The 22,912-nt window shown below is 31.9% G+C and carries 24 protein-coding genes and 1 pseudogene; 18 read left to right on the top strand and 7 right to left on the bottom strand.

The window, feature by feature from the left end:
- On the bottom strand, positions 1-106 hold a 106-nt coding region (locus tag FDY99_RS23735), incomplete at its 3' end, for a transposase (protein WP_394344554.1).
- Between the two features lie 834 nt (positions 107-940).
- On the opposite strand from FDY99_RS23735, the gene FDY99_RS23500 reads away from it, so the two are divergent.
- Both FDY99_RS23500 and FDY99_RS23495 read left to right on the top strand, forming a co-directional pair.
- Complete coding sequence (locus FDY99_RS23500; RefSeq protein WP_228448904.1) at positions 941-1,081, top strand: hypothetical protein; 141 nt, start codon at positions 941-943, stop codon at positions 1,079-1,081.
- Between the two features lie 235 nt (positions 1,082-1,316).
- Positions 1,317-1,646 carry a TSUP family transporter gene (locus FDY99_RS23495; protein WP_228448964.1) on the top strand — a complete coding sequence of 110 codons (330 nt, stop codon included), beginning with the start codon at positions 1,317-1,319 and terminating at the stop codon, positions 1,644-1,646.
- A 777-nt stretch (positions 1,647-2,423) separates the two neighbouring features.
- Here the strand turns inward: FDY99_RS23495 and FDY99_RS22095 are convergent.
- Both FDY99_RS22095 and FDY99_RS23080 read right to left on the bottom strand, forming a co-directional pair.
- Positions 2,424-2,657 (bottom strand): hypothetical protein, encoded by a 234-nt coding sequence (locus FDY99_RS22095; protein WP_139423739.1) that lies wholly within the window; start codon positions 2,655-2,657, stop codon positions 2,424-2,426.
- 2 nt (positions 2,658-2,659) lie between these two features.
- Positions 2,660-2,803, bottom strand: coding sequence for a hypothetical protein (locus tag FDY99_RS23080; RefSeq protein ID WP_162304198.1), 144 nt, complete (start codon positions 2,801-2,803; stop codon positions 2,660-2,662).
- A gap of 570 nt (positions 2,804-3,373) precedes the next feature.
- Between FDY99_RS23080 and FDY99_RS23490 the strand changes: the two genes are divergently transcribed.
- From FDY99_RS23490 to FDY99_RS23485, 7 genes and pseudogenes are all read left to right on the top strand, one after another.
- Complete coding sequence (locus FDY99_RS23490; RefSeq protein WP_228448900.1) at positions 3,374-3,526, top strand: hypothetical protein; 153 nt, start codon at positions 3,374-3,376, stop codon at positions 3,524-3,526.
- A gap of 94 nt (positions 3,527-3,620) precedes the next feature.
- Complete coding sequence (locus tag FDY99_RS22090; RefSeq protein WP_262711419.1) at positions 3,621-3,824, top strand: hypothetical protein; 204 nt, start codon at positions 3,621-3,623, stop codon at positions 3,822-3,824.
- A gap of 206 nt (positions 3,825-4,030) precedes the next feature.
- The gene (locus FDY99_RS22085; RefSeq protein ID WP_139418579.1) at positions 4,031-4,396 is read left to right on the top strand and encodes a response regulator; all 366 of its coding nucleotides are present in this window, start codon (positions 4,031-4,033) and stop codon (positions 4,394-4,396) included.
- 221 nt (positions 4,397-4,617) lie between these two features.
- Complete coding sequence (locus FDY99_RS22080) at positions 4,618-5,220, top strand: hypothetical protein (RefSeq protein ID WP_139418577.1); 603 nt, start codon at positions 4,618-4,620, stop codon at positions 5,218-5,220.
- 500 nt (positions 5,221-5,720) lie between these two features.
- Positions 5,721-7,861 (top strand): annotated as a pseudogene (locus FDY99_RS22075) (catalase).
- Between the two features lie 608 nt (positions 7,862-8,469).
- Positions 8,470-9,327: a phage integrase SAM-like domain-containing protein gene (locus FDY99_RS22070; RefSeq protein WP_228448898.1), complete on the top strand. Its 858-nt coding sequence runs from the start codon at positions 8,470-8,472 to the stop codon at positions 9,325-9,327.
- A gap of 98 nt (positions 9,328-9,425) precedes the next feature.
- Positions 9,426-9,710 carry a tyrosine-type recombinase/integrase gene (locus FDY99_RS23485; RefSeq protein WP_228448896.1) on the top strand — a complete coding sequence of 95 codons (285 nt, stop codon included), beginning with the start codon at positions 9,426-9,428 and terminating at the stop codon, positions 9,708-9,710.
- An 82-nt stretch (positions 9,711-9,792) separates the two neighbouring features.
- Here FDY99_RS23485 and FDY99_RS22065 read toward each other — a convergent pair whose 3' ends face one another.
- The gene (locus FDY99_RS22065; RefSeq protein WP_115972229.1) at positions 9,793-10,452 is read right to left on the bottom strand and encodes a hypothetical protein; all 660 of its coding nucleotides are present in this window, start codon (positions 10,450-10,452) and stop codon (positions 9,793-9,795) included.
- Positions 10,453-10,691: 239 nt separating this feature from the next.
- On the opposite strand from FDY99_RS22065, the gene FDY99_RS22060 reads away from it, so the two are divergent.
- From FDY99_RS22060 to FDY99_RS22040, 5 genes are all read left to right on the top strand, one after another.
- Complete coding sequence (locus FDY99_RS22060) at positions 10,692-11,426, top strand: hypothetical protein (protein WP_115972230.1); 735 nt, start codon at positions 10,692-10,694, stop codon at positions 11,424-11,426.
- A 137-nt stretch (positions 11,427-11,563) separates the two neighbouring features.
- The gene (locus FDY99_RS22055; RefSeq protein ID WP_115972231.1) at positions 11,564-12,082 is read left to right on the top strand and encodes a hypothetical protein; all 519 of its coding nucleotides are present in this window, start codon (positions 11,564-11,566) and stop codon (positions 12,080-12,082) included.
- A gap of 178 nt (positions 12,083-12,260) precedes the next feature.
- Positions 12,261-13,451 carry an energy transducer TonB gene (locus tag FDY99_RS22050; protein WP_115972232.1) on the top strand — a complete coding sequence of 397 codons (1,191 nt, stop codon included), beginning with the start codon at positions 12,261-12,263 and terminating at the stop codon, positions 13,449-13,451.
- A gap of 183 nt (positions 13,452-13,634) precedes the next feature.
- Positions 13,635-14,015: a hypothetical protein gene (locus tag FDY99_RS22045; protein ID WP_115972233.1), complete on the top strand. Its 381-nt coding sequence runs from the start codon at positions 13,635-13,637 to the stop codon at positions 14,013-14,015.
- 156 nt (positions 14,016-14,171) lie between these two features.
- Positions 14,172-14,702 carry a hypothetical protein gene (locus FDY99_RS22040; protein WP_115972234.1) on the top strand — a complete coding sequence of 177 codons (531 nt, stop codon included), beginning with the start codon at positions 14,172-14,174 and terminating at the stop codon, positions 14,700-14,702.
- Between the two features lie 317 nt (positions 14,703-15,019).
- Here FDY99_RS22040 and istB read toward each other — a convergent pair whose 3' ends face one another.
- Positions 15,020-15,757 carry an IS21-like element helper ATPase IstB gene (istB, locus tag FDY99_RS22035; protein WP_139418563.1) on the bottom strand — a complete coding sequence of 246 codons (738 nt, stop codon included), beginning with the start codon at positions 15,755-15,757 and terminating at the stop codon, positions 15,020-15,022.
- Between the two features lie 12 nt (positions 15,758-15,769).
- Positions 15,770-17,320: an IS21 family transposase gene (gene istA / locus FDY99_RS22030; RefSeq protein WP_139418575.1), complete on the bottom strand. Its 1,551-nt coding sequence runs from the start codon at positions 17,318-17,320 to the stop codon at positions 15,770-15,772.
- Positions 17,321-17,484: 164 nt separating this feature from the next.
- On the opposite strand from istA, the gene FDY99_RS23480 reads away from it, so the two are divergent.
- The 4 genes from FDY99_RS23480 (at position 17,485) to FDY99_RS22010 (ending at position 20,696) form a co-directional block, all read left to right on the top strand.
- The gene (locus tag FDY99_RS23480; RefSeq protein ID WP_228448894.1) at positions 17,485-18,627 is read left to right on the top strand and encodes an RHS repeat-associated core domain-containing protein; all 1,143 of its coding nucleotides are present in this window, start codon (positions 17,485-17,487) and stop codon (positions 18,625-18,627) included.
- Entirely contained in the window at positions 18,617-18,982 is a 366-nt protein-coding gene (locus tag FDY99_RS22020; protein WP_139418689.1) for an immunity protein Imm33 domain-containing protein, read from the top strand. Before FDY99_RS23480 ends, FDY99_RS22020 begins: the two co-directional genes overlap by 11 nt.
- Before the next feature lie 377 nt (positions 18,983-19,359).
- Positions 19,360-20,070 (top strand): hypothetical protein, encoded by a 711-nt coding sequence (locus tag FDY99_RS22015; RefSeq protein ID WP_139418690.1) that lies wholly within the window; start codon positions 19,360-19,362, stop codon positions 20,068-20,070.
- Between the two features lie 128 nt (positions 20,071-20,198).
- Positions 20,199-20,696, top strand: coding sequence for a GIY-YIG nuclease family protein (locus FDY99_RS22010; RefSeq protein WP_139418691.1), 498 nt, complete (start codon positions 20,199-20,201; stop codon positions 20,694-20,696).
- 101 nt (positions 20,697-20,797) lie between these two features.
- On the opposite strand, the gene FDY99_RS22005 is transcribed toward FDY99_RS22010, so the two are convergent.
- Complete coding sequence (locus FDY99_RS22005) at positions 20,798-22,777, bottom strand: reverse transcriptase/maturase family protein (protein ID WP_139423738.1); 1,980 nt, start codon at positions 22,775-22,777, stop codon at positions 20,798-20,800.
- Between the last annotated feature and the right edge of the window lie 135 nt (positions 22,778-22,912).

The raw sequence follows: 22,912 nt of genomic DNA, 5'->3' as shown, positions 1-22,912 counted from the left end.
AAAACTGAGATTGGGCAATATTATGCTGTCGGCATAGTTCCGCTACAGAAGTTTCTGCACGAAGCCCTTCCATTACGATTAAAATTTTCTGCTCGGCTGTAAAGATCCTCCTTGTATTTTTACGGATGTCTTTTATGAATTTTTCGGAACTTTTCTTTTTAGGGTGTTTCCATAATTAAATGTAATTCTTTTTTTGAAAACACTCCCTTAACTTTATATACTATATAGTGTCTACTTTTTGCTGACGATTTACAGTTTTTATTGTGCCATCAAAAAATTTAATAGTTATTTCTTCTGCAAGTGGTAAAATCAATGACGTGGTTGGATCATCTTTGAGATCATCATTTAAAGATTGTCATCTCAAATGGGGATTGATTTACTTTTACAAGTTTTCCATTGTATTTATTTTTTTATAAACGACCTCGATATTTTCAATTGATGTAGGAGAGTTTAAGATTTCTTCTTTAAAATCGTTGGTGATATCCATGCTTTGTTATTTTGATTGGTGAAAAGTACTTTGCAAATTTACGCCAATTAAAGCAATTTTAAAGGTTTTAAGGGTGTTCTTAGTAAAAAATAAATTTTGATTTTATCGAATCTCAATGATAAAATAATATTTACGTCCCAAATTGAATTCCGTACCGGGTCTGATTTTTATTTAAATTTGGATAAATTTTAAGAGTTGTAATCTTAGAAATTTTCATTAAGAGAATTTACATACTATAGAATTAAATCAGCTAATTGCCATGAACAATGAGTTTTACTTTTTAATTTTAAATTATTTCGCTTTAGTTAAATTTAATAATATAATTGGTAAAGAAATTGGTATAAACAGTTTACATACTAATAAAATTAACAGCTATGGAAATTTCTCTTTACGACTTTAAAAACTTACCTTTACAAAACCAATCCGGAAATTGTCTTATCAGAAGGACGGTTAATGAATGAACAAATTATGAGTTCATTCAGGTATGCTCTTTATGAAATATCATCTTTTTCTGTGGAACTGATTTATCACATTGCTAAAAACAAAGTTGAGGGATTAAATATTTATCAAAACAGAGCAGCATACAGTAACTGAAATAAAAAAATGCTGTTATAAATTATACATAAAAAGAGAGCTTTAAGACTCTCTTTTTTTTTGCTCTTATTTTACCTCTGATTCGGTCTTAAATGGTTTTTTATCTCAGTAGAAAAACGTATATTTAACATAAATATGGAATTTATTTATATATACATTTTTCGTTGTTAGTTTGGTTGCTACATAGTCGTTCAACGTTCGTTTTGGAGAATCTTTAGTTGCAGTCCCTTTATTTATACTTTTTATTCCTCTAGAAATTGCTGTACCTCTTTCTGTTTTAATTTCAATTTTAGTTGCGTTGGTTGTTGTTGTACAAGATCATCAGCAAATTCACTTTAACAGCGCAAAATGGCTTATTTTATTGGCTTTAGGGATTCCGATAGGTTTGTTGATCTTACTATACGGTAACGAGTTTTGGGTAAAAATAGGTTTAGGCTTACTTATTATATTGAACTCATTGTATGCTATTTTTGCAAAAAAACAGCTTTCACTGAAAACAGATAGTATGTTATGGCTATTTATTTGCGGATTTACATCCGGAATTCTTGTGGTGCTTATGGAGTAAACGGTCCGCCTCTTGTGGTCTATGGTAACTTGAGGAACTGGAGTGCTAAACATTTAGGGCAACGCTTCAGGCTTATTTTTTACCGGCAAGCTTTATAGCAGCGATAGGATATTTTACAAAAGGTCTAATTACGTTGGAGTATTAAAATATTTTTAGTCTCATTACCAGCTGTTTTTCCGGCAATATTTTTAGGAAGATACCTGAACCATAAGATCAAGGATAAATCTTTTTTTAAATATGTTTATTGGGGACTTATAGCTGTTGGATCCTTTTTAATAATCAACTCGTTGCTGACAAAATAATTTTACTTATTTTTAATGATCTAAAAGCATTGATCAGATGGAAAGGTGAAAATTGTTATCATTTATTTTACTAAAACTTTAACACATTGATGTTAATTCATCTATTAAAATTTGCACCTGTAAAGGTCTTTTCTTTTGATCAACTTCCAGTTTGTTATATAATCCTGTTTAACGATTACCATCTTTTTTCAGGAATCATAATAATGAATTGACCTAAAAAACCATAAAAAACCAACATTGTTTTTCTTTATTAATACCTTCTCCTGCCCAAATGTGTAGCAGAAAGCGTCATTTGTTCAGTAGGTTGAGCATTCTTTTGCAATATTCAGCATTAATCAATTGCTTTCCTTCCCACATTCCGTTTTGCATAATCAATTGTCCTATTTTGCAAAATCTCTTGCTGTAGCATGTACACAGCAGAATGCCTTTTCCATTCCTTTCTCGTCTGTGCTCCATTTAGCAGGAAATTCCATTCCTAATGGTATCCATATCTTTTCTGAAATGTAATCTGATAAATGTTTCCCGTTATTTTTGTTAAAGCCATTCCTAAAAGCTGTGCAGACACACTTTGATACTCGTATTTTTGTCCGGGCATATTTTTTATCTCAATACTGAAAGCCTGTTTTGGCAAGATCTTCGACAAAATATTCTTAGAGTTTTCTGCAAAAGGATGACGGTATTCTTCATCCCAATCAAATCCTGCCTGCATAGTCAAAAGATGTCGAAATGTAAGATGCTTTCCGTAAGAGCTTTTTTATATTCAGGAAAGACTGTAGAAATTAATTGATCTTCAGATTCGAGATAACCATCATCAATTGCACGACCAGTTAAAATGGCCAAAAATCCTTTAGCCATCGAAAAGAATTCATCAGTGATGAGGAATTATGGTCTTTCCAATACTTTCGTAAAGCAATTGATTATCTTTAATTACAAGGAGTGACGATGTGCGGGTCTTCTTAAGTCATCAGTAAGCCGTTTTGATAAATGATGTTTATTGTAGTTAATATTTTTCTTCCAAACATTGGGTTTTAAGTTTGCTATTATCCGGGAAGGAACTTCTTTTCATCATCAATAGATGGAGCAAAAGATCCTTTTTCAAATTGATTCCGATAGCTTTAAAAATATACCATAACCTGAAAGGTAAATAAGTGCAATTGTTGCTGAAATTCCAACTGTAAATCCCGTTATTATTTTTTCATTGGTTGCTGATTTCTTGAGATACTCTTCTCGAGTTGGGTATTCAAAAAACGTTCCTCAGAATTTAGAGATACAGAAAAATTAATTATGATGATATATAAAGACAAAGATATTGCAGATAGAATTGCTACAGAAACAAAATGTACCACATAAACACATATGTTGTTTTAAAAGTCATCAATGGTACGGTGGTTGTAAGAAACTAGGCTCACCATAAAAAATATTATTATGCACAACGAAAGAACAGTAGCAACATTGAATGATTTGCTTAACATTACCAACGACAGAATTCAGGGATTCGCAAAGGTTGAAGATAAAGTTTGGGATACCTATTCTCCATTAAAGGAGATTATGATCAGATGGTTGCGCAATCACAGGTAATGAAATCAGAGTTGATGAATTTGATTACGGAAGAGGCGGAAACCCTGACAATACAGGAACAACTGCAGGAGCAATTCACAGAGGATGGATTGATGTGAAAAATTCTTTTTCAGGAGATAAAACAGAATCAACTTTAGAAAATGTAGTTTTTGGCGAAGAAGCAGCAATTGATGCATATCAGGATGCTTTAGACAGCGGAGATCTTTGCCCTGAAAGTTCAAGAGTTGTAAGCGATCAGCTTCATCATTTAAAATCATCCTACAATAAGTTTAATAATTTAAACGAGCTAAAAAATTAATTGTTGATGTTCATTATTTTCAAATGATTAAAAATAAAAATAGTGAACAATATCAATTTCATCAGATCCTAAAAAATAATCTTTTTAGGATCTTTTGGCAGTAATATTTTATAAAGTAAAGATATTTTTCAGCACTATTACTGTAGTCATAAGAACTCAGTATTTTTTACTCTTATATTTGATGAATAATCAATCACAAAAAACGTATGGATACCAAGAGAATCTTAATTTTTGATGATGATAAATCTATCTTAGATGTTTTCACCATCATTTTTTGCGAAAATGGATATTGTGTAGAAGTTTCTGAAACATCACACGATATCATCGAACGGGTTAACAAATTCAGACCTCATTTGATTTTAATGGATAACTGGATTCCTGATATTGGCGGAATAGAAGCCGTAAGATTATTAAGGAATCATGATAAGTTTAAAGATATACCTGTCATTTACATCAGTGCAAACAGCGATATCAGCTTTTTAGCTAAGAAAGCACAGGCCGATGATTATATTGCAAAACCCTTCGAACTTGAAAATCTCGAAAGAAAAGTTGAAAAATTTATCAGATGCTAATGAGAAAGTATTAAAATACTGTTAGTTTAAAGATAAAGATATTGGGTTAATCGTATAAATATCCCCTAATCATCAGCGAATTTTTTGTTTAGAAATTAATAATAAGCGAACAGCATTTCTCCAAAGAGGAATTTGCCAATAAATTTTTAACGAAAATAGAGATTTAAACCTGTAGATATAGCTCATGACGAAACTCGTTAATCCATTTTAAACTCATTAGAATGAAACCCAAAAACATACCCGGAGTTCCTCAGCATTTTAAAGGAAGTTTTCATGACACTGAAAGCTTTGTTGAAGTGAGAAATTCCAAAGAATTAGATTTTAAATATGATACTTTGAAACAGCGTTTTTTTTCTATTAATCATTGGCGAAAATATTGTAACGAAAGTTCTGCAGATTTTAAATTATGTAATTCTTCGGGAACAATAGTAGACCGTTTTCCACAAATTGGAGATTATATAAGAATCGATATTCCCGGACCGGGTGGAAAAGAGGGGAGATCTTATGATTGGGTTCAAATTATGATGATAGATACAAATATTCCTGATAGACTAATGATTCAGTGTAGACCATCAAAAGATCCCGTTAAAGAAAACAGCCGAAAGATAGCTCATTTTTATTCTAATGCAGCCACATCTACATTTTTGATTTCGAAACAGGGAAATATTTTAAAAGCAGGAATTTATGGAAGGAATGAATATCCTAACCTGAAATCAGGATTTTTAAATTGCATCAGAAATATTGCAATTGCAATCGGAGGGATGTTGGGGTTTTCTAAAATCCAGTGGAAATGCCTTACAGATGGACTCGTTGATTTTAAATAACATATTATAATTTAGAAAAATAAAGAATTTGACAAGTATCTTTTACTCAAAACGTCAATATGACCAAGGTCATAATTGATTGCAAATTATTAGGTTATATTTGGTTTAACCAAAAACATCACTAAATCATTTTATGAAGCCCCACATTCTTAAAGCTCTGTTTTCAGATGCTAATGATATTATTTTCTCCTACGAAAAAAATAAACCAAAACAATTTTATTTCAGACGGAACTTTTGCAAATAATGTATTCGTTTCAATATTATCATCAATTTTTTTATGATTAATATTGAATCTGCAATTAACAAACATTCTAATATTACTTTTACAACGCTACACATTTTCTTTATAAAAATCTCATGTTTTTCTGCCTTTATTAATTTTTATATTAATGCTTAAAACTGAAATAAATGGTATAATTTTTTAATTAAAATTTTAAAATATAGAAGTTCAAATTTACGCTTACTATACATAATTTAACCACTATAATTACAATATAAATATGGAAAAGAACAACCAAAAAAGTGAAAAATTAGATCAACTAAAAGACCACACAACAGATAATTTAAATGAAAAACTCACAACCAATCAAGGATTAAAGATCAACAATAATCAGGATTCTTTAAAAGACGGGGAACGGGGCGGAACATTATTGGAAGATTTTATCCTTCGTGAAAAAATTACTCATTTTGATCATGAAAGAATACCTGAACGTATTGTTCATGCAAGAGGTTCGGGAGCTCACGGTGTTTTTAAACTTAATAAAAGTTTACAAAAATATACAAAAGCAAAATTTTTAACAGAAGAAGGTAAAGAAACACCTGTTTTCGTACGTTTTTCTACAGTTGCCGGAAGCGCAGGAAGTACTGATCTTGCTCGTGATGTGCGAGGTTTTGCGATTAAATTTTATACAGAAGAAGGCAATTATGATCTTGTAGGTAATAACATTCCTGTCTTCTTCATTCAGGATGCTATGAAATTCCCTGATCTGATTCATGCAGTAAAACCTGAACCGGATAATGCGATTCCACAAGCTGCATCTGCGCATGATACTTTTTGGGATTTTATTTCTTTAATGCCCGAAAGCATGCACATGATTATGTGGGCAATGAGTGACAGAGCCATTCCGAGAAGTCTTAGAATGATGGAAGGATTTGGAGTTCATACTTTTAAATTCATTAATAGTGAAGGAACTGTTCATTTTGTAAAATTTCACTTTAAACCAAAACTCGGTGTACATTCCGTAGCTTGGGATGAAGCAACAAAAATTTCGGGTAAAGACTCAGATTTTCACAGAAGAGATCTTTGGGAAGCCATAGAAAACGGCGCATTCCCTGAATGGGATTTCGGAGTGCAAATCATACCTGAAGAAGATGAATATAAATTTGATTTTGATCTGCTTGATCCAACCAAGCTAATCCCGGAAGAGGAAGTTCCTGTTCAGATTGTAGGCACTTTAACATTGAATAGAAATCCTGATAATTTTTTTGCTGAAACAGAGCAAATTGCATTTCACCTGGACATTTGGTTCCCGGTATTGATTTTACCAATGATCCGTTGTTACAGGGAAGATTATTCTCTTACACCGACACTCAGTTATCACGTTTAGGATCTCCTAATTTCCATGAGATTCCTATTAACCGTTCTTTAAATGAAGTTCATAATAATCAGCGCGACGGACATATGCGTCAGCAAATTGTAAAAGGAAAAGTTAGTTACGAGCCCAATTCTATTGGTGGCGGATGTCCTTTTCAGGCGATGATGAAAGAGGGTGGTTTTACTTCTCACAATGAAAGAGTTGACAGTAAAAAAATCCGTGCAAGAAGTGAAAGTTTTGTAGATCATTATTCACAGGCAAAATTGTTCTTTAATAGCCAGTCTGCTCCTGAAAAACAACATATAGAGAATGCGCTAATTTTTGAACTTTCTAAAGTAACAATTCCTGCTATCAGAGAAAGAGTTGTAGGACAGCTTGCATTCATTAATCAAGATTTGGCTTCAAAAGTTGCGAAGAAAATAGGAGTAAAAGTGATTCAGTTAAAACAACCGAATGGAAGTATTCCTGCAGATGCTGATCCTGCGACATTACAAAGCCCGGAAAAAGAGCCTATGACAAATAGTTCAGAAGCCTTAAGCATGGCCAATACCGTTAAAAATACTATTGAGAGCCGCATTGTTGGTTTTATTATGGAAAACGGAGTAAAAGCTGCCGATGTAAATTCCCTACAATCTAAGCTGGAAAAAGAAGGAGCTGTAGTACAGATTATTGCAGGAAGTTTAGCATCTGTAAAAGCTGATGACGGAACTATTTTTGAACCCAAACATTCTTTGACGAGTACAGCAAGTGTTTGCTTTGATGCACTTTACTTGTGCAGTGGAAAACAATCTTCAGATAATTTAATGAATGAAGATAACAAACCCGGAACCTTATTATTTGTCAACGAAGCCTATAAACATTGCAAAGCAATCTATTTTGGAAAAGAAACAGACGCAATCTATAAAGCAAGTCATGTGAGTGATAAAAAACATGATGATCCTGCAATTATCACCTCTGAGATTAAAGATCCTGCTACTGCATTTATTAAAGCTGTAGCTAATCATAGAGTTTGGGAACTTGAAAAAGAGAGAAATAATCCTGCTTAGAACATCAAATATAAATAAACAAATATGTAATATGAAAGCAGCCGTTTTCATGCACCAGATAAAACAACCTGCGATACAGTGCCGGATCCTATCGTTGAAATAGTTGGAGGTTAATTTGAAGAGGAAAGGAAATCTGCTTAGAATAAGCACTGTAAAGAATAGTTTACAAGGGATGGCTTTGCCATCCCTTGTTTTGTTCATTGTGTGATAACTTTAATTGTTTAATAATTTACTTTTCGTTACCACTTTTTGCAAGATGTTCAATCGTTGGACTGCCTATTGGTCGGGTTTTCCTTGATTTTTCGTGACCCCTTTTGGTGATTTTTTGAATGGGACACGAAATAGGACATATAAATCGTGACCTATTTTGATTTTTTTTGATTCTAGCGTAAAAATAAAAAACGCTGTAAACATCAATGTTTACAGCGTTTTAGCTTATTTTAGTATCTCTACCAGCGGAGAGAGAGGGAAACGAACCTTGTTAAAATTAACATATCTAATTTTGTATAAGTATTCTATTTATCAATATTTTAAATATATTTGTATTAATAAAAACAAGTTGTTTTTATGTTCAATTATGAAAGTATTAGCACCTAATTTAGCACCTTATGAATTCTACCTTCAAACTTAAAGAACCCAACGGCGAAAAGGAAACACTAATTTACTTCCGTTCTTATTTTGGAAATGAAAATAAGAATTTTATCTATTCTACTGGAGAAAAAATTAAACCTGAAGAATGGGATTTCGATAACCGGCAACCCAACGATCTAAACGGAAGAACAAAAAGAGCCGAGAGCCATAGAAGTATAAAAAAACAACTTGACAGATACATCGGTTTTTTCACCGAGATTGTCAATCGTTACAAAAACATTGGCGAAGAGATAACGATTGATATTATAAGACAGCGATTTGACGAAGAATTTAAAAAGATCAAAAGAAAAGACGATTTTTTCAGGATATATGATGAATTTGTTCAGGAAAAAGAAAATGATTATTCTGGAAAGGGAATATCTAAATCAACTAAAAGCAGATATGATTATAACAAAAAATTGTTAGAGAATTTCCAAGAGGAATACAAATTAAAATTAAGTTTAGGTAATTTTGATGAAAAGATCTATAATAAATTTCTCAAATATTGTATCGAAGAAAAAGACCATTCCGCTAATACTGTCCATAGAAACGTGGGATTATTAAAAACTTTTTTTTATTGGACTTTGAGTAAGAAATACACCTACAACAATGGTTTTATCAATTTCAAGAAACCTCCCAAATTCCGAACAGACGAGATAGCTCTAAACTACGAGCAGGTGGAACAAATTTATCAATATGATTTCAGTACAAATAAAAGACTTGAAAGAGTTAGAGATTTGTTTGTTTTTGGATGTGTAACTGGAATGCGCTTTGGAAATTACAATCGTATTTCAAAACAGGATATTCAAGGGACTTTATTAGGGTTATTGATTTAAAAAGTAAAACTAAGAATCTTTCAATTCCAATTAATACTATTTCTAAATCAATTCTTGAAAAGTATGATTATGATTTACCAACTATTACGAATCAAAAGATGAATGAATTTATTAAGGAGGTCTTTAAAGAGCTGAAATTTACTGATGAGATAAAGAAAACTATGAAATATGGTGATGAATTAGTAGACGTAAAGTCTGAGTTTTGGGAAAGAATTTCCTCACATACTGCAAGAAGAAGCTTTATCACTATAATGAAAAATAAGAGAGTTCCTGACAAAGTAATTATGAGCTACACAGGACATACTAGTTTAGAGGTCTTCAATGCGTATTACAGACCAAGTGAAGACGATAAAGTTAATTATATGAACGAAGTTTTTAAGTAAGCTATTTTGAGTATAAGAAAGATATATTCTATAAAGAAATTAAGGAATTGAAATAATCAATTAGGAATCCCTAAATCTTATTTTACAAATCAATCTTGATATATTCTTTTAAGTAATCTCCTTTTGCTGCTAATCGATTTAAATGATATTGATAATGTTCTATTAGATTTGGATTTGATTCATTTTTGTAATCATCGGATTCCATATATTTTTGATATTTTTCTATCTTATCCGAACATAATTCGAAAGCTTCATTATATTTTCCGCACATAATTAATGCGTTGATTTTATCTTCGGCAACACTATTTTTTGCAATCTTTTCCCAAGTATTATTATCAAGAAAATATGGATTTTTGCACTTGACGAAATTCTCAAAAATTACATCCATTATCTTTTGATGATCATATTTTTTAAAATCATAATACGCAGCGTATAACTCCCTATTAAATTTTTTGCTGTAATGGTTCTCTGGATTTAAGTAATATGATACACTTAAATCAGGAAAATTCTTTTTGTGCCACCTTTTAAATTTAGAGCTTTCAATGTCAAAATAACAATCAAATTGAATAATTTCATTTGCATAATTAAATTTGGCGGCAGGAAAATATATCTCATTTTTTATTTCATCAAATTCTCTTACAAATTTTAAACTTTTTGCATTGAAATTAAAATCATACTCTTTTAATCTTTCGACTAAAAAATTTTCTAAAGCTTCTTTTAAAACTTCTTTTGGATAGCTCATATATTATGTGATATGTTTTATAAATTTATATATTAATTTTGAATATATAAAAATTTAGTTTTAACAATTTAGCTTCAATACACATAAATTTATTATTTTGAAAGGGCGTTATAATACAAAAATCTCTACACAAAGATAATTTTGCAGGTACGCAATTAGGACTTCAAAATTTAAAAATGGAAAGGTAATTAGAAACTGGTTCTGCGAGAAGTTGGTTTTTATTAATAATCAATGAAATTATGGATCAGAAGAAATTATACGGACGTTGGAACTTTTGGGAAGAATTTGTAAGCTATCCTATGATGGTCTATTATCGGATCAGGGGAGAAAACATTCAAAAGATGTTGTCAAAAAGAATCGACAAAGCCAAAAAGAAAGCCAGCAAAATTATTCTTACTGAGAAAATGAAAAACGAGTTTTTGATACAGTATGAAAAGTTGGAGAATTTTTTCAGCTCTCACTTCAAAGACATCGATATATCAAGAAATCACAATTTTGAGGAGAAAATCAATTATTGTTTAGATGAATATCGAAAAGAATCCACCTGCTTAATAACTTCAAGTAACCTAATGAAGTTACAGGGGAATTTTCTAAGTGGTGCTGAAACTACCCTTTTTCTATATTTTGCTTTAGAAAGTAAAACAAAAAGAGAAATTCGCCTGTCGGATATTATGATAGGTGAAAACAGTTCTAAAATTTTCATTGATTTTTTGAAAGACAAAAAGTTCATCGATGAAAATCACAACCTAATCGTAGATCAGAAATCTTCTTTCATCAGAATCCACCGATTCTTAAAGGACAATCATATTATTAATCCGGATTTTCAAGACACCACTATTATTGAGGCGATGGAAAACGAATATAATACCAAGTTTGACAAGGGAACATTTTCAAGAGCTATCACTGTTAAACCCAATGATTTTGAAGAAGATATTTATCAAAAATTATCTAAGCTATTTAATATAAGGTATTAAATTTTCGTAGTCGGGTAAAATTTCATCATTAGCCATTCCAATCGTACTATTATGTATATTTGATAGTTAGTGCAATTATAAAACGAACTGCAAAATGGAAAATCTTAAAATCGTAAATAAATATCCAATATTAACTGATGTCAAAAAAAATTGACGATAATTTGATTGTTCTAAAATTCAGCAACCACCAATATTTTGATTTAGAAAATGATATTTATGAGTTGAACATATTTGGGAATGAGGTAGCTAAAAGCATTGACCTTATCAAAAAATATAATTTAAATACCGAAACAGTTATTGTAGATGAAATAAACGAACTTGATTTTTTTGTTGGTAATATGGATGAATCACCAGATTGGGGAGATTGGAACGGAAATTTTTCTATGACTTTTGAAAGATATAGTGGTCAGTTTTCTGAAAAAACTCAAGAAGATTGGGAAAATGAATTAATGTTTCTGATTGGAGACCAAGTTAGAACTAAGGCATTCCAATCAGTAATTGATGTTAAATTTAGAAGCGCTAAATTTGAACAAACAAAAAAAATGATTATAGAAAATCAAATAGAACCAAAAATTCAGGATAATTTGATTTTGCTATTAAATAAAATTCAAAATCTTGATGACGGAGAATTTTATCATACTTTTATGAATAGATAAAAAAATAGATTAAAGAGTAATTGCCAGAGCGGTTTTGCAATAGTGGGTAAAACTGCAAAGTTCAACGGCAGTTCTTCGATTGAACTTTTACCAAAAAGTGAAGATTTATACTTTAATTGCCCTGCCATCACCAAGTGCCGAAATGGTCTCCTTAATTGTGTAATGCACTTCGAAAAATATGAAACAAATTATTACAATCCTATTTTTAACATTTTCAGTTACCCTATTTTCTCAGGACTTAAAAACCTTTGAAGGAAATTATAAAGAAGGAACTGCAAAGTATAATTTTTACAAAGGGAAGGAGAATAATATAATACTGGAAGGTAAATTTGAATATTTTAAAGCCAAGAATCAATCAGAAATTGGTCAACATACTCAAAATTTGAAAGTTGGAACTTGGAAATATCATTTTGAAAATGACGGTTATAAAATTGAGTTCTATGGAAATTATACCAATGACTTAAAAAATGGAATCTGGATATTCAAATTTCTTGAGAATGGAATTTCTGAGAGTTATTCTTTGGAATTTCAAGACGATATATTAGTAGGAGAAGTTAATTGGAGCGGTTTAAAGGGCGAGTTTGATACAAAAGGAAGATTCATAGGGATTTGGGAAGTGAAAAATGATAACGATAAATATGATGCTACTTTTAATGACAATATTCTTATAATGTTGGAAAAAAGAACATTGAACAACATATTGCTTAGTGTTTATCGACCTGACACTTATTCAACAGATTTTACAAAATTATCCTTTGGTGATAATCCTATAATCAGAAAAGAATATAATTTGGATTGGAATTTTAGACTAATGAGTGGGGAATTTAATCTTGACAAAATTTACGATATTAATCGTGTTACATTAGATGGAATTAGTGAAACATATCTCGAAAGAGAAATTTTCTTTAATGCTTTTTTTGAATCCATTACAGATAAATTGAACGACAAGATTTTTGATTATACAAATTGGACTTATTTCAAACTTATTGAATTGAAAAATAACCCTGACTTTCTATACTTAAACACTCAAACCATAAAACCCAAGAAAGAAGCAATACATAATAACTTTAATTTAGACAATCTATTAGTTGATGAAAAGCCCGTCTTTAAAGACGGAAACTCTAATTTTATACCATTTATTAAAGATAATTATTTCAACTTTGATGAAGTTTCGGGTAATGCTGTTATCGAGTTTTTAATTGACACACAAGGAAATATTAATATTCTAAATGTAAAGACCACAGGGAATTTTTCAGAAAAAGAAATTAGACGTGTGTTGAACCTTTCACCAAAATGGACACCCGCCAAAAAGGAAGGAAAGCCAATAGACGTTAAAATTGTTCTTCCTATAAATGTAAATAGAAACTAAGAAATTGTTTATTAAGAATTATCTACACTGTATAATATCAAGTATTAGACTTTGAGCAGGTGATTGAATAAATATTTTAAAATCGACAGACTATGTATATTTGGGTGTTAGCTACAAGTTTGTAAAAAAACCGCTTTATTGAATTGAAAATGAACAAATTATTTAAATAACTAAATTTAAAAAATGAAAATATTATTTCTACTCGCTTTCATAATTTCTATAAATTCTTATTCACAAAACAATTTAAATAAAACATTAATTGGAAAATGGAAATTAGTTGCTGAAAGTGGCAAAAATGGAAGTGCTAAAATTTTTACGAATGAAATTAAAAATGGCGAAACATTAATATTCGAAAGTAAAAGTAAGCTTCAAAATGAAAATGGAGATAAAGGAACGTATAAAATCAATGGAAATAAATTAAAAATAAATATTGCCAAAAAAGAACGATTTTATTTAATGTTTTTTGATGAAATTAACCCCAATAAAATTTATCTAAATCCTGTAACTTCCAAATACGAAATTATTTGTGATGAAGGTTGTTCATTCACATATATAAAACTGTAAAAAAACCTTTATATAAGCAGGTATTGGTAAAATTCGGGTTTAAAATTTTTGTGATTTAGTCACACGAAATATAACTGCTTAGCTTGATTGAAATTGAACTTCCAGTTCTTATTTATCACACACTTCGACAGTACTTTTTCCATTAGCAAATACTTTATGACCAAAAAACTAAATATATCAATACTATTCTGGTTCATCAGTTGTTCCAGTATTTATTCACAAAAAAAAGATGTGGATATTAACAAACAATATCTGAAAATTAAAAATTCAAAAACATTGATAATTGATAGCCTTTCTCTAATAAGAGGAATTGACTTTAGTAATGGAGATAATGCTGATGAAAAAAAATACAAGATTTTCAAAAAAGGAAAGAAAATTATCAAAATTGAGTATGATGAGATTAGCAATGGGTCTAGAAAATGGAATAAAAAAACGACCATATTCTTAGAAAATGATATTCCTTTCTTTATTGTTGAAAGAATTAATGGCGAGGTGATATATCGATTAGATAGTGGTGAAAAATCAGAACCTCATAAAGTAATTGAAGAAATTTATGTTTATGATTGGAATAATGAGAAAGTTAAGAGAATCTATAATGGACACGAAATAACGTACCAAATGAAAATTTGTAAGTTGTGTTATGAAGAATTGATTGAAAAAACTAAACTGAGATTTAACTCAAAATAATAATGATACTTCTTCTCTGTTTAGCTATCTGAATAAACACAAAAAAGAATAAAAATCATCCACTACTAAAAGTAGATTCTATTCTATTGATTTTGAAAAAGATATACATCAATAATTATCTAAACTGCTTAATGTCAAGTATTAAACTTCGCGCAATTGAGTGGAGTTGCATAATTATTTATGTAAATTCCAGTGATATTGACCACCCAATTTCAATTCAAAGTGACCAGGTAATTTCGGTTTAAATTGACCACCCTTAAATTTGATAAAAACTCTTGTTTTTCATGTGTCAATTAGTATTCAAATATAATAAATAATTACTCCCTGTTAACTCCTCTCTTTTTTCTCATAGATTCCCCCTGGAGTTCCAGGCGGTGAGACTGATGTATAAGTCTGTCCAGAATAGCATCGGCAATGGTCTTTTCACCAATAATGTCATACCAGCCCTGCACCGGGATCTGCGATGTTACAATGATGGATCCGTTGTTGTGACGGTCTTCTATGATCTCCAGAAGGGTTATCCTGTTGGCACTGTCCAAAGCCTGAAGACCAAAATCATCAAGGATGATCACATCCTGTCTTTGTATTTTTGCAAGTTCGCGCAGGTATGACCCGTCTGCTTTTGCCATTTTTAGTTTGGCAAACAGCTTGGAAGTATTAAAATAATTGACCTTGAAGCCTTCGATACAGGCCTGATAGCCCAATGCGGTTCCCAGGTAACTTTTACCCACGCCTGTACTTCCTGTGATCAGGATGTTTTCATTTTTTTCTACGAACTCACATCCTGCAAGACGCATTACCAGATTACGGTCGAGATTGCGGGTGTCATCGAAGTTGATACTTTCAATACTGGACCTGTAATGGAACTTTGCATTTTTGATGCTTCGCTCTATGCGCCTGTTGTGCCTCTCATCCCATTCGGCATCGATGAGCATCGATATAAACTGGTCGAGGGTATAATGGTCTGTCCTTCCGCTTTCAATAGCGGTCTTAAAGGCATTGTGCATGCCGTAAAGCTTCATTTGCTTCATTTTGCTCACTGTCGGTTCGTTCATAACTGTTGATATTTAATGATAATATTGTTTTCCTCTGATGTTGCCGTGATCAGGCAGTTCCTGCTCCTTTTCTTCTTTTTCCGGATCGATCATCTGATCCAGATTGTTCTCCAATATCTTCTGTACGGTCTTAAAGCTGTAGATCTTAAAATCCAATGCCCGTTTACAAGCATTTATCAATCGCTCTCTTCCTACTTTCTTTTCGAAGTTCAGGATTCCCAGGCAGCTTTTGTAAGCTTGCTCGGGATGATTCCGACTGTCGATAATTTGGAGGATATATTCTCCCACTGCAGTATCAATACTGTTTGCCCAATCGATAAAGCGGGCAGCACTCCATCCGGCCACGAACTGGTGGGTGCTGGCTAAATGTTCTGTAATGGTCGTGTAGACATAAGGCTTGTAATTGCGTCTGTGCATCGCGATCCTGTTGTATTTATAGTAGATCTCCACAGTGGAAGATGTGTATAGGATCTTGATCTTTTTCTTGATATACTGGTACGGAACACTGTAGTAGTTCTTATCCCGGCTCAACTGTACGTGCCCGTTCTGCATCACTGTTGCAAAGGATTGGTACCTGATCTCAAAACGACGCTCAGGCAGTGGGCGCAGCTGCTGCTTCTCGTCCTCCAGGAACAGCTCGTAGCGGGAGTAAGGGCGTCCTGTGAGCTTGCGTTTGTTATGAGAGTCCAACAGATCCCAGATCTCACTATTTAGTTCATCCAGGCCGCAGGATCCCTGTTGAAGGTTGGCGTAGATCCTTCTGTACAGGATCTTTACCGCTCCCTCTACCAAGGATTTATCCCTCGGTTTGTAAGCCCTGGCAGGCAAGATGGTCGTTTCATAATGTTCGGCCAGATCGGCCAGGGTCTCATTGATGGTGGGTTCAAAACGGCTGCTTTTGATCACTGCGGATTTTAAATTATCAGGAACGATCGCTGCCGGTGTGCCTTCAAAAAAGCGGATGGCATTTTCTACAGAACGTACAAAATCTTCCTTCTGCTGGCTCATAGAGGCTTCAGCATACGTGTACTGGCTTGCTCCCAGAATAGCTACAAAAAACTGAACTTCTTTAAGCTCCCCGCTTTCCTTATCAATAATGGAGAGTGTTTTCCCTGCATAATCGACATACATCTTATCACCGGATTTGTGATTCATATGCATCACCGGGTTCACACGCTTGCCCCATATCTTGTAATGATGCCGGAACTGTGAACTCTGAAAACCATCAGGATGCAGTGCAAGATATTGCTCCCACATATGATGGATAGTGATTCCTACCTTTTTGAGCTCACGTTCCATCTTTGGGAAAAAATCGTACAGGGACTGTAGTTTGGGGCTAATGGACTCCGCGGTGGTATTGGAAAACAAAAGTTCCAGCTCGGCATCTGTCTTGGCATTGATCGCATCAAGGTTTAAGCCCAGAATCTCATACAATGAGATGTATTTTTTAACGGTATTTCTGGAAAGGGATAAATAGCTGCTTATAAATAACTTGCTCTTTCCAGTGCTGTAGAATTTTATGACTTTTCTAATTTTACTCATGTCTGTTATTTTATTTGCCATAATCCGCTTTTTTTAACGAATGTATGACGCTAACATCATGAAAAAATCAAGTCGTTTTTATCTCAAATATAACCCAGATAACAGGTGGTCATTTTGGACCGGAAAGTGGTGGTCACTTTGCTCCGAAATCAGTGGTCAATTTACTCCGAAATTAGGTGGTCAATTTGACCGTCTTTTCCACATATATGGATGAAGTCTTAAAAACAAGGGATTCTTTAACATCACAAGAAGCCGAGCGAAGAAGAAAGAATATTGAAGCGTCCAATCCTTTTAAGAAATATGGCTTTTATCCAAAGATTGCCACTTTAAGCAAAGGAAAATATTTAGAAGCTCACGATATTGATAGTATTGTAAGTATTGGCTCTGTAAAATTTAACAGGAAAACTAGAGAGATTACTGAATTTAGAGAAATAGATTTGAGCGATCCTGACGCACAGCCTTATCTTGATACCGCAGGACGCTGGTTTTCTCCTGACCCTTTGAGCGAAGAGTTTTCTAGTTGGACACCATATAATTATGCTTTTAATGATCCAGTAAATGTTATTGATCCAGATGGTAGAGAAGGTTTAGGATGGGGATTAAAAGACAATACTTGGAGTTGGAGTGCAAGTTTAACAACCGACAATTATCAACAACAAGGATTCTCCGACTATAAAGATGATGGGTCTGTACTCAGTAATGCTACGATACAAGGACAGGGAGGTAGTGCAGGTGCTGTTTACTTAGGATTTAATGGGCAAGCACAATCTATACCTGCAGGTACAACTACTTCAATGCTTCAATTGTCTAATTTTACCAGAGATGCTATCTCTGCAAGTTTGACGGGAGCTGCTGCTGCAATTAATGGGCTATATGATGTTTGGAAAATTGCGACATTTAGTCCAGACCCAAATATGAATTTGAATCCTCCAAGCGCAACAACGCCTGTTGGAAAAGCTCTTGAAATGGCGGGAAGTGTTTCTCCTTTATTGGGCGCAGAATCAAGTGGTGCGAATAAAATTACTGAACCTGTTACAAACACTTTGTACAAAAGACCTAACAACGCCACTACAGCAGCACAAAGAGCGGCGGTTCAAGGTGAGCCTTGCGTGACTTGTGGAGCTACTGGACAAAAAAATGTCGCAGACCATATAAAACCTTTAGTCCAAGAACATTATCAAACTGGTACGATTAATCAGACTAATATGAGGTCAATGAACGCTATTCAACCTCAATGTCAAACTTGTTCATCTCAACAAGGAGCCGCAATGAGTAAATACTCAAAAGAAATGAAAAAAATAATAAATCAAAGAACAAATGGACAATAAATATGTCAAGGAGCAAAAAGATATTTGCGAAAAATATTCGCAAGATTTTTTTGCTACATCTGAAGAATTAAAAGTAGGGATTTCCGATAATATAAAAAGTGGTGTGATGCCCATAAATGGACTAAGACATTTTCCTGAAGGAGATTCTTCAGGATGGTATATTTGGGCTGGAGAATATTCAGATGCAGATGATTTTTTTAAGCCGATGCATATCTTTCATTTAGAAGAATACTATCCTGAACTTTTAAAATATTTGACACTTCCTGCCGGTAATCGTTTTTTATTTGATAATAATGGATACGAAGATGTTTGGTTTGATGAAGGTTTGCTAGTTTATGATACTCAAAAATCTTAAAGCAAAAAATAACCAATGAATAGCGGAGAAGTTATAAAATTAGAGTTTACACCTTTAATAATTACTGTTATAATTCAGAAAGTAAGCAATTGTCAAATCTTGAAATGAACTGTTATTGATGAAATAAAGAGTTATATATTTTATTTTAGGATATCTATTGGGAAATAGCATAAAAACTGTCTGAAGAATAACATTCCCTGTTCTGCATTGGATGATATTTTAAGACTTTTGAGAAATAGTTAGTTGTATTTATTCAGATTTAAAGATTTGGTATGTAGGTTTGAAAAAAATATAAACTATAACAGTAACTTTCCGCTTTTTCTTTACATTTAATACACTAACCAAAAATAATATAAGATTATTTTTAAAAACTTTATATGGAAACAAAAGATTACATTATAGTTTCTTTAAGCGGTTGTGCTTTGACGATTTCCATTGCTTCTTTGATTATTACATTAATTCAAAAAAACAAGGAGACCAAAAGGACTATCCGCAAAACATTAACCGACACCCTAGAAGGCATTTCTAAAATTGGTATCGAAACTACAAAGCTTAGAGCTACAAAAGATATCGATTTCAATTCCGAATCTAATATTTTACTTAGACGTAATTATAATTCTCAAAGACGAATTTTAATTGCACACGCTGACTATCTTGTACAAAGATATGATAAGCTCGCAACAGAAATCGACTGTAACATTTTAGCAAGTGCATATTCAACAATCGGTGACCAAGAAAAATCTGAGTTGTTTTGGAAGAAAACCATTGAAAAATCAATTTCCAAACCAATTAAACTTATGAATTTAAGAGGCTTTGGGACTTTTCTTTTTACCAATGAGAAAGAGGATTTAGGGCGAAAATATTATGACGAAGCATTATCACTTGATTTACCTGAAAATGACGACAACAGGATTTTGAAATTTGACACATATTTAATGTTATGTGATCTCGAAAAAGAAAACGGCAATAAAGGATATTATGAAACAAGTTTAACTAACGCTATGGAAGTTCTAGCGAAAATAAAAAGTACTCGAAGAAAAGATGAAATGCAAATGCGTTTAAGGACAAAATTGCCTAATGTAGAATAAGGTCATACCTACAACATCAGTTTGTCAAAATGATAGTTTTCCTCGACAATCCTACTGAGAAATTAAATTTTTTCTTCTCTTTCAAATTTTCGAATGATTAATAATAAATAAAAAATATAGCTAAAATTATGATTTTTAATCTTGAAGATAATGAGTTATATAAAAATTTAATTCTTGCAGAAAAATTATTATTTGAATCTCCTAAGATAAAGTTTGAAAGAACATTAATTTGGAGGAAACAATATTTTAAAAATGTTCCTGGCATATATGCAATCTTTGAAGGAAATGATAAAATAATATATATTGGAGAGACAGGTAATTTATGTAAGAGAATGTCTGATATAACTAGAACTGTGAATCATACTTTCAGAAAGAAGATTGGTAAATTAAAATTTGGAGGAATTAAATCAAGTGAAAAATATGATTCCGAAATAGAAGTATTGCTGGACAAATATTTTGATGAAGAATTACATATTACTTTTATCGAAGTTAATTTCGGGAGGCTAGAAATAGAAACATATCTAATTGATAAATATCAGAAACAAATCATTAACTCCGTAAAAAAGAGAAAATTATTCTTTAATTATGATTTAATTTCTGAAGTTGAGAAGCAAACTAAAAAATAGGTTCTAATATTTGAAGAGTATTTGACAAGTTGAAAAAACTTAAAAATCAATTATTTATAGATTTATTGTTTATTATCACTTATTAGTAAAAAAATAACGCTTTATGAATCAGAACGTTTCTTATCTATAACGTGATAAAAGTAACTAAATGGCTTACCATAGTAGGGTACATATCGATCTTCTTTTTCATTTTCAATTAATAAATTATAAATCTGTGGTAAATATGAGATATATCTTCCTGAAAGAACCAAAAGATTAGAATTTTTTATTAACAGCTCTTTTCTGTATTTAGATAAAACAAATTTAGTATTTAAGATTTTAGTATTTTGAAGTTCAAGTCTGATAGCTTCTGAGTCAGCATAGGATATTCCACCTATTTTGATAAAAAAATGTTTTCCGATTTTTCTTGATTCGTCAGATGTTCTTGGTTTTGCTTCCGGAATCTTTGCAAGTTTCTTTTTAAATCTAGATAAATGTTTTGACCTATAGTAGTCCAATCTCCTTAGCTGTGTTCGTAAATTGTGATTATTGCGCAGTAATGTAAATCCATTTACCCAACACATTTCATTATCAGAGAATTTATGGTTTTTCATAGTCACTCTTCCAACGGACATTCCTATGAGTTTGTTTGAAACAGACTCTAAAATCATATCGTCTGATTTTCTTTTCCCATTTTTTAATATTGATAGTGTGTGTTCTGTTAAATCTCTTATTTTACGTTTTTCTTTAATTAGTGAACTCTTTCTTACCCTTAAAGTCCCGTTATAACATATTTCGTAACCAACAAAACCAATTCGATCAAAAGAATTGTTTGAAAATTTTGACCATTTGTAGGGCGATTTACTTTTTGAATCATTCCAAAAAAAATTTTTATTTATTTCGTTAACAGGTTTAGGAGGATGAGAAATTAACTTTAGCTTTTCCAAGCCATTAAAATAAATATCAGTTTTTTCATTACAAATTTTTCTATTAGGATGAATTAAAAGCATATCATCACAGAACCTTACATAACATAGCTTTTCATCTTCATCAGCTTTCATTTCCATATCAATACTATGCAGAACAATGTTTGCAATCAGACCTGATAATGCACCACCCTGTGGAATTCCAATGCGATTTCTCTTAATATTTTTATAACAATTTAATTTAAGTAAGTCATCTTTTACCCATTCAAAACTTCCACCCTCTCTCTTTCTTTCAATCCAATAATTCTTATCATCATTAAGGGCATATACAAATTTTTGAAAATCATAACATTGTAAGTACTTGTTGAATATTAAAATTGCCCGGTTATCAATTTTTACTTCATTGGTTTTGTTATGTATTTTTATGACATCTCTAAATTTTTCCTTAACTATATTATGATTCACTGTGTCAAAAAATTTACTGATATCACATTCAGATACCCACAAACGTTTTCCTTTATATTTGTTTTTGTATTCTAGAATATATTCTATGGCACTATGATGGGTTGGAGGAAATTTTGCGTTGTCTTTTTTTGCTCTAAAAGCGTAGGAATGATTATAAAAAATATTATCAAATGCCTTTGTCAAATATTTATTTATAATTGAAATTATAATTTTATCTTTTAGTGGGAAAACACAAATTGGACGACAAATTTTACAGCTTTTGTCATTTGGTTTTTTAAGCTTGGATAATATCTGTGGCGATGTAAGCGAAAAACTTTTATCATTGACTGACTCAATTATCTCATCAATAAAATTTTCTAATCTAAGTAAAAAGGGTTCTGTTGGGTTAGTTTTTCTGTAATGATAAATAGTCTTTAATAAAGCTCTGGTATTATGATCTACAGAATTTATGCGTTGACCATCATTTTTAGGATACCTTTCCTTTATTGTGGGATTAATCCATTTTCTGCGAGATGGCATTATTGAGCATAATAAATCAATGTCATTTCCCTTATGTCTATTACTTTTTTGATTATTATAGTGATAATTGTAATTCTGGTCAGCAGAAATGATATGATCAAGATGCGATTTACCACGATGTCTTGCAAGTTTTGCTCTTGCTTTACACAAGCGAAATAGAATTTCTTCTCTATTACAATAGTCTTCTAACATAAAAATAAATAATGGATGGAGAGTCCCCGATTTTAAACCATAATACTGACAATTGCCAACTTACCAACTACTGCGGTGTGAACCGATTTTTATATCCAGTAGTGCCAACACGATCCACTCATTAAATAAGTTACC

This window comes from Chryseobacterium mulctrae (assembly GCF_006175945.1).
In the GTDB taxonomy this organism is placed as follows: Bacteria; Bacteroidota; Bacteroidia; order Flavobacteriales; family Weeksellaceae; genus Chryseobacterium; species Chryseobacterium mulctrae.
Note: the sequence above shows the minus strand (reverse complement) of the source record. Positions and strands in the feature narration are given on the sequence as shown.

Excerpts from the sequence above, each read along its gene's own strand:
- FDY99_RS23500 (WP_228448904.1), top strand. The coding sequence starts at position 941 with ATGAATGAACAAATTATGAGTTCATTCAGGTATGCTCTTTATGAAATA.
- FDY99_RS22095 (WP_139423739.1), bottom strand. The coding sequence starts at position 2,657 with ATGCAGGCAGGATTTGATTGGGATGAAGAATACCGTCATCCTTTTGCA.
- FDY99_RS23080 (WP_162304198.1), bottom strand. The coding sequence starts at position 2,803 with ATGGCTAAAGGATTTTTGGCCATTTTAACTGGTCGTGCAATTGATGAT.
- FDY99_RS23490 (WP_228448900.1), top strand. The coding sequence starts at position 3,374 with ATGCACAACGAAAGAACAGTAGCAACATTGAATGATTTGCTTAACATT.
- FDY99_RS22085 (WP_139418579.1), top strand. The coding sequence starts at position 4,031 with ATGGATACCAAGAGAATCTTAATTTTTGATGATGATAAATCTATCTTA.
- FDY99_RS22080 (WP_139418577.1), top strand. The coding sequence starts at position 4,618 with ATGAAACCCAAAAACATACCCGGAGTTCCTCAGCATTTTAAAGGAAGT.
- FDY99_RS22070 (WP_228448898.1), top strand. The coding sequence starts at position 8,470 with ATGAATTCTACCTTCAAACTTAAAGAACCCAACGGCGAAAAGGAAACA.
- FDY99_RS23485 (WP_228448896.1), top strand. The coding sequence starts at position 9,426 with ATGAATGAATTTATTAAGGAGGTCTTTAAAGAGCTGAAATTTACTGAT.
- FDY99_RS22065 (WP_115972229.1), bottom strand. The coding sequence starts at position 10,452 with ATGAGCTATCCAAAAGAAGTTTTAAAAGAAGCTTTAGAAAATTTTTTA.
- FDY99_RS22060 (WP_115972230.1), top strand. The coding sequence starts at position 10,692 with ATGGATCAGAAGAAATTATACGGACGTTGGAACTTTTGGGAAGAATTT.
- FDY99_RS22055 (WP_115972231.1), top strand. The coding sequence starts at position 11,564 with ATGTCAAAAAAAATTGACGATAATTTGATTGTTCTAAAATTCAGCAAC.
- FDY99_RS22050 (WP_115972232.1), top strand. The coding sequence starts at position 12,261 with ATGAAACAAATTATTACAATCCTATTTTTAACATTTTCAGTTACCCTA.
- FDY99_RS22045 (WP_115972233.1), top strand. The coding sequence starts at position 13,635 with ATGAAAATATTATTTCTACTCGCTTTCATAATTTCTATAAATTCTTAT.
- FDY99_RS22040 (WP_115972234.1), top strand. The coding sequence starts at position 14,172 with ATGACCAAAAAACTAAATATATCAATACTATTCTGGTTCATCAGTTGT.
- istB (WP_139418563.1), bottom strand. The coding sequence starts at position 15,757 with ATGAACGAACCGACAGTGAGCAAAATGAAGCAAATGAAGCTTTACGGC.
- istA (WP_139418575.1), bottom strand. The coding sequence starts at position 17,320 with ATGGCAAATAAAATAACAGACATGAGTAAAATTAGAAAAGTCATAAAA.
- FDY99_RS22020 (WP_139418689.1), top strand. The coding sequence starts at position 18,617 with ATGGACAATAAATATGTCAAGGAGCAAAAAGATATTTGCGAAAAATAT.
- FDY99_RS22015 (WP_139418690.1), top strand. The coding sequence starts at position 19,360 with ATGGAAACAAAAGATTACATTATAGTTTCTTTAAGCGGTTGTGCTTTG.
- FDY99_RS22010 (WP_139418691.1), top strand. The coding sequence starts at position 20,199 with ATGATTTTTAATCTTGAAGATAATGAGTTATATAAAAATTTAATTCTT.
- FDY99_RS22005 (WP_139423738.1), bottom strand. The coding sequence starts at position 22,777 with ATGTTAGAAGACTATTGTAATAGAGAAGAAATTCTATTTCGCTTGTGT.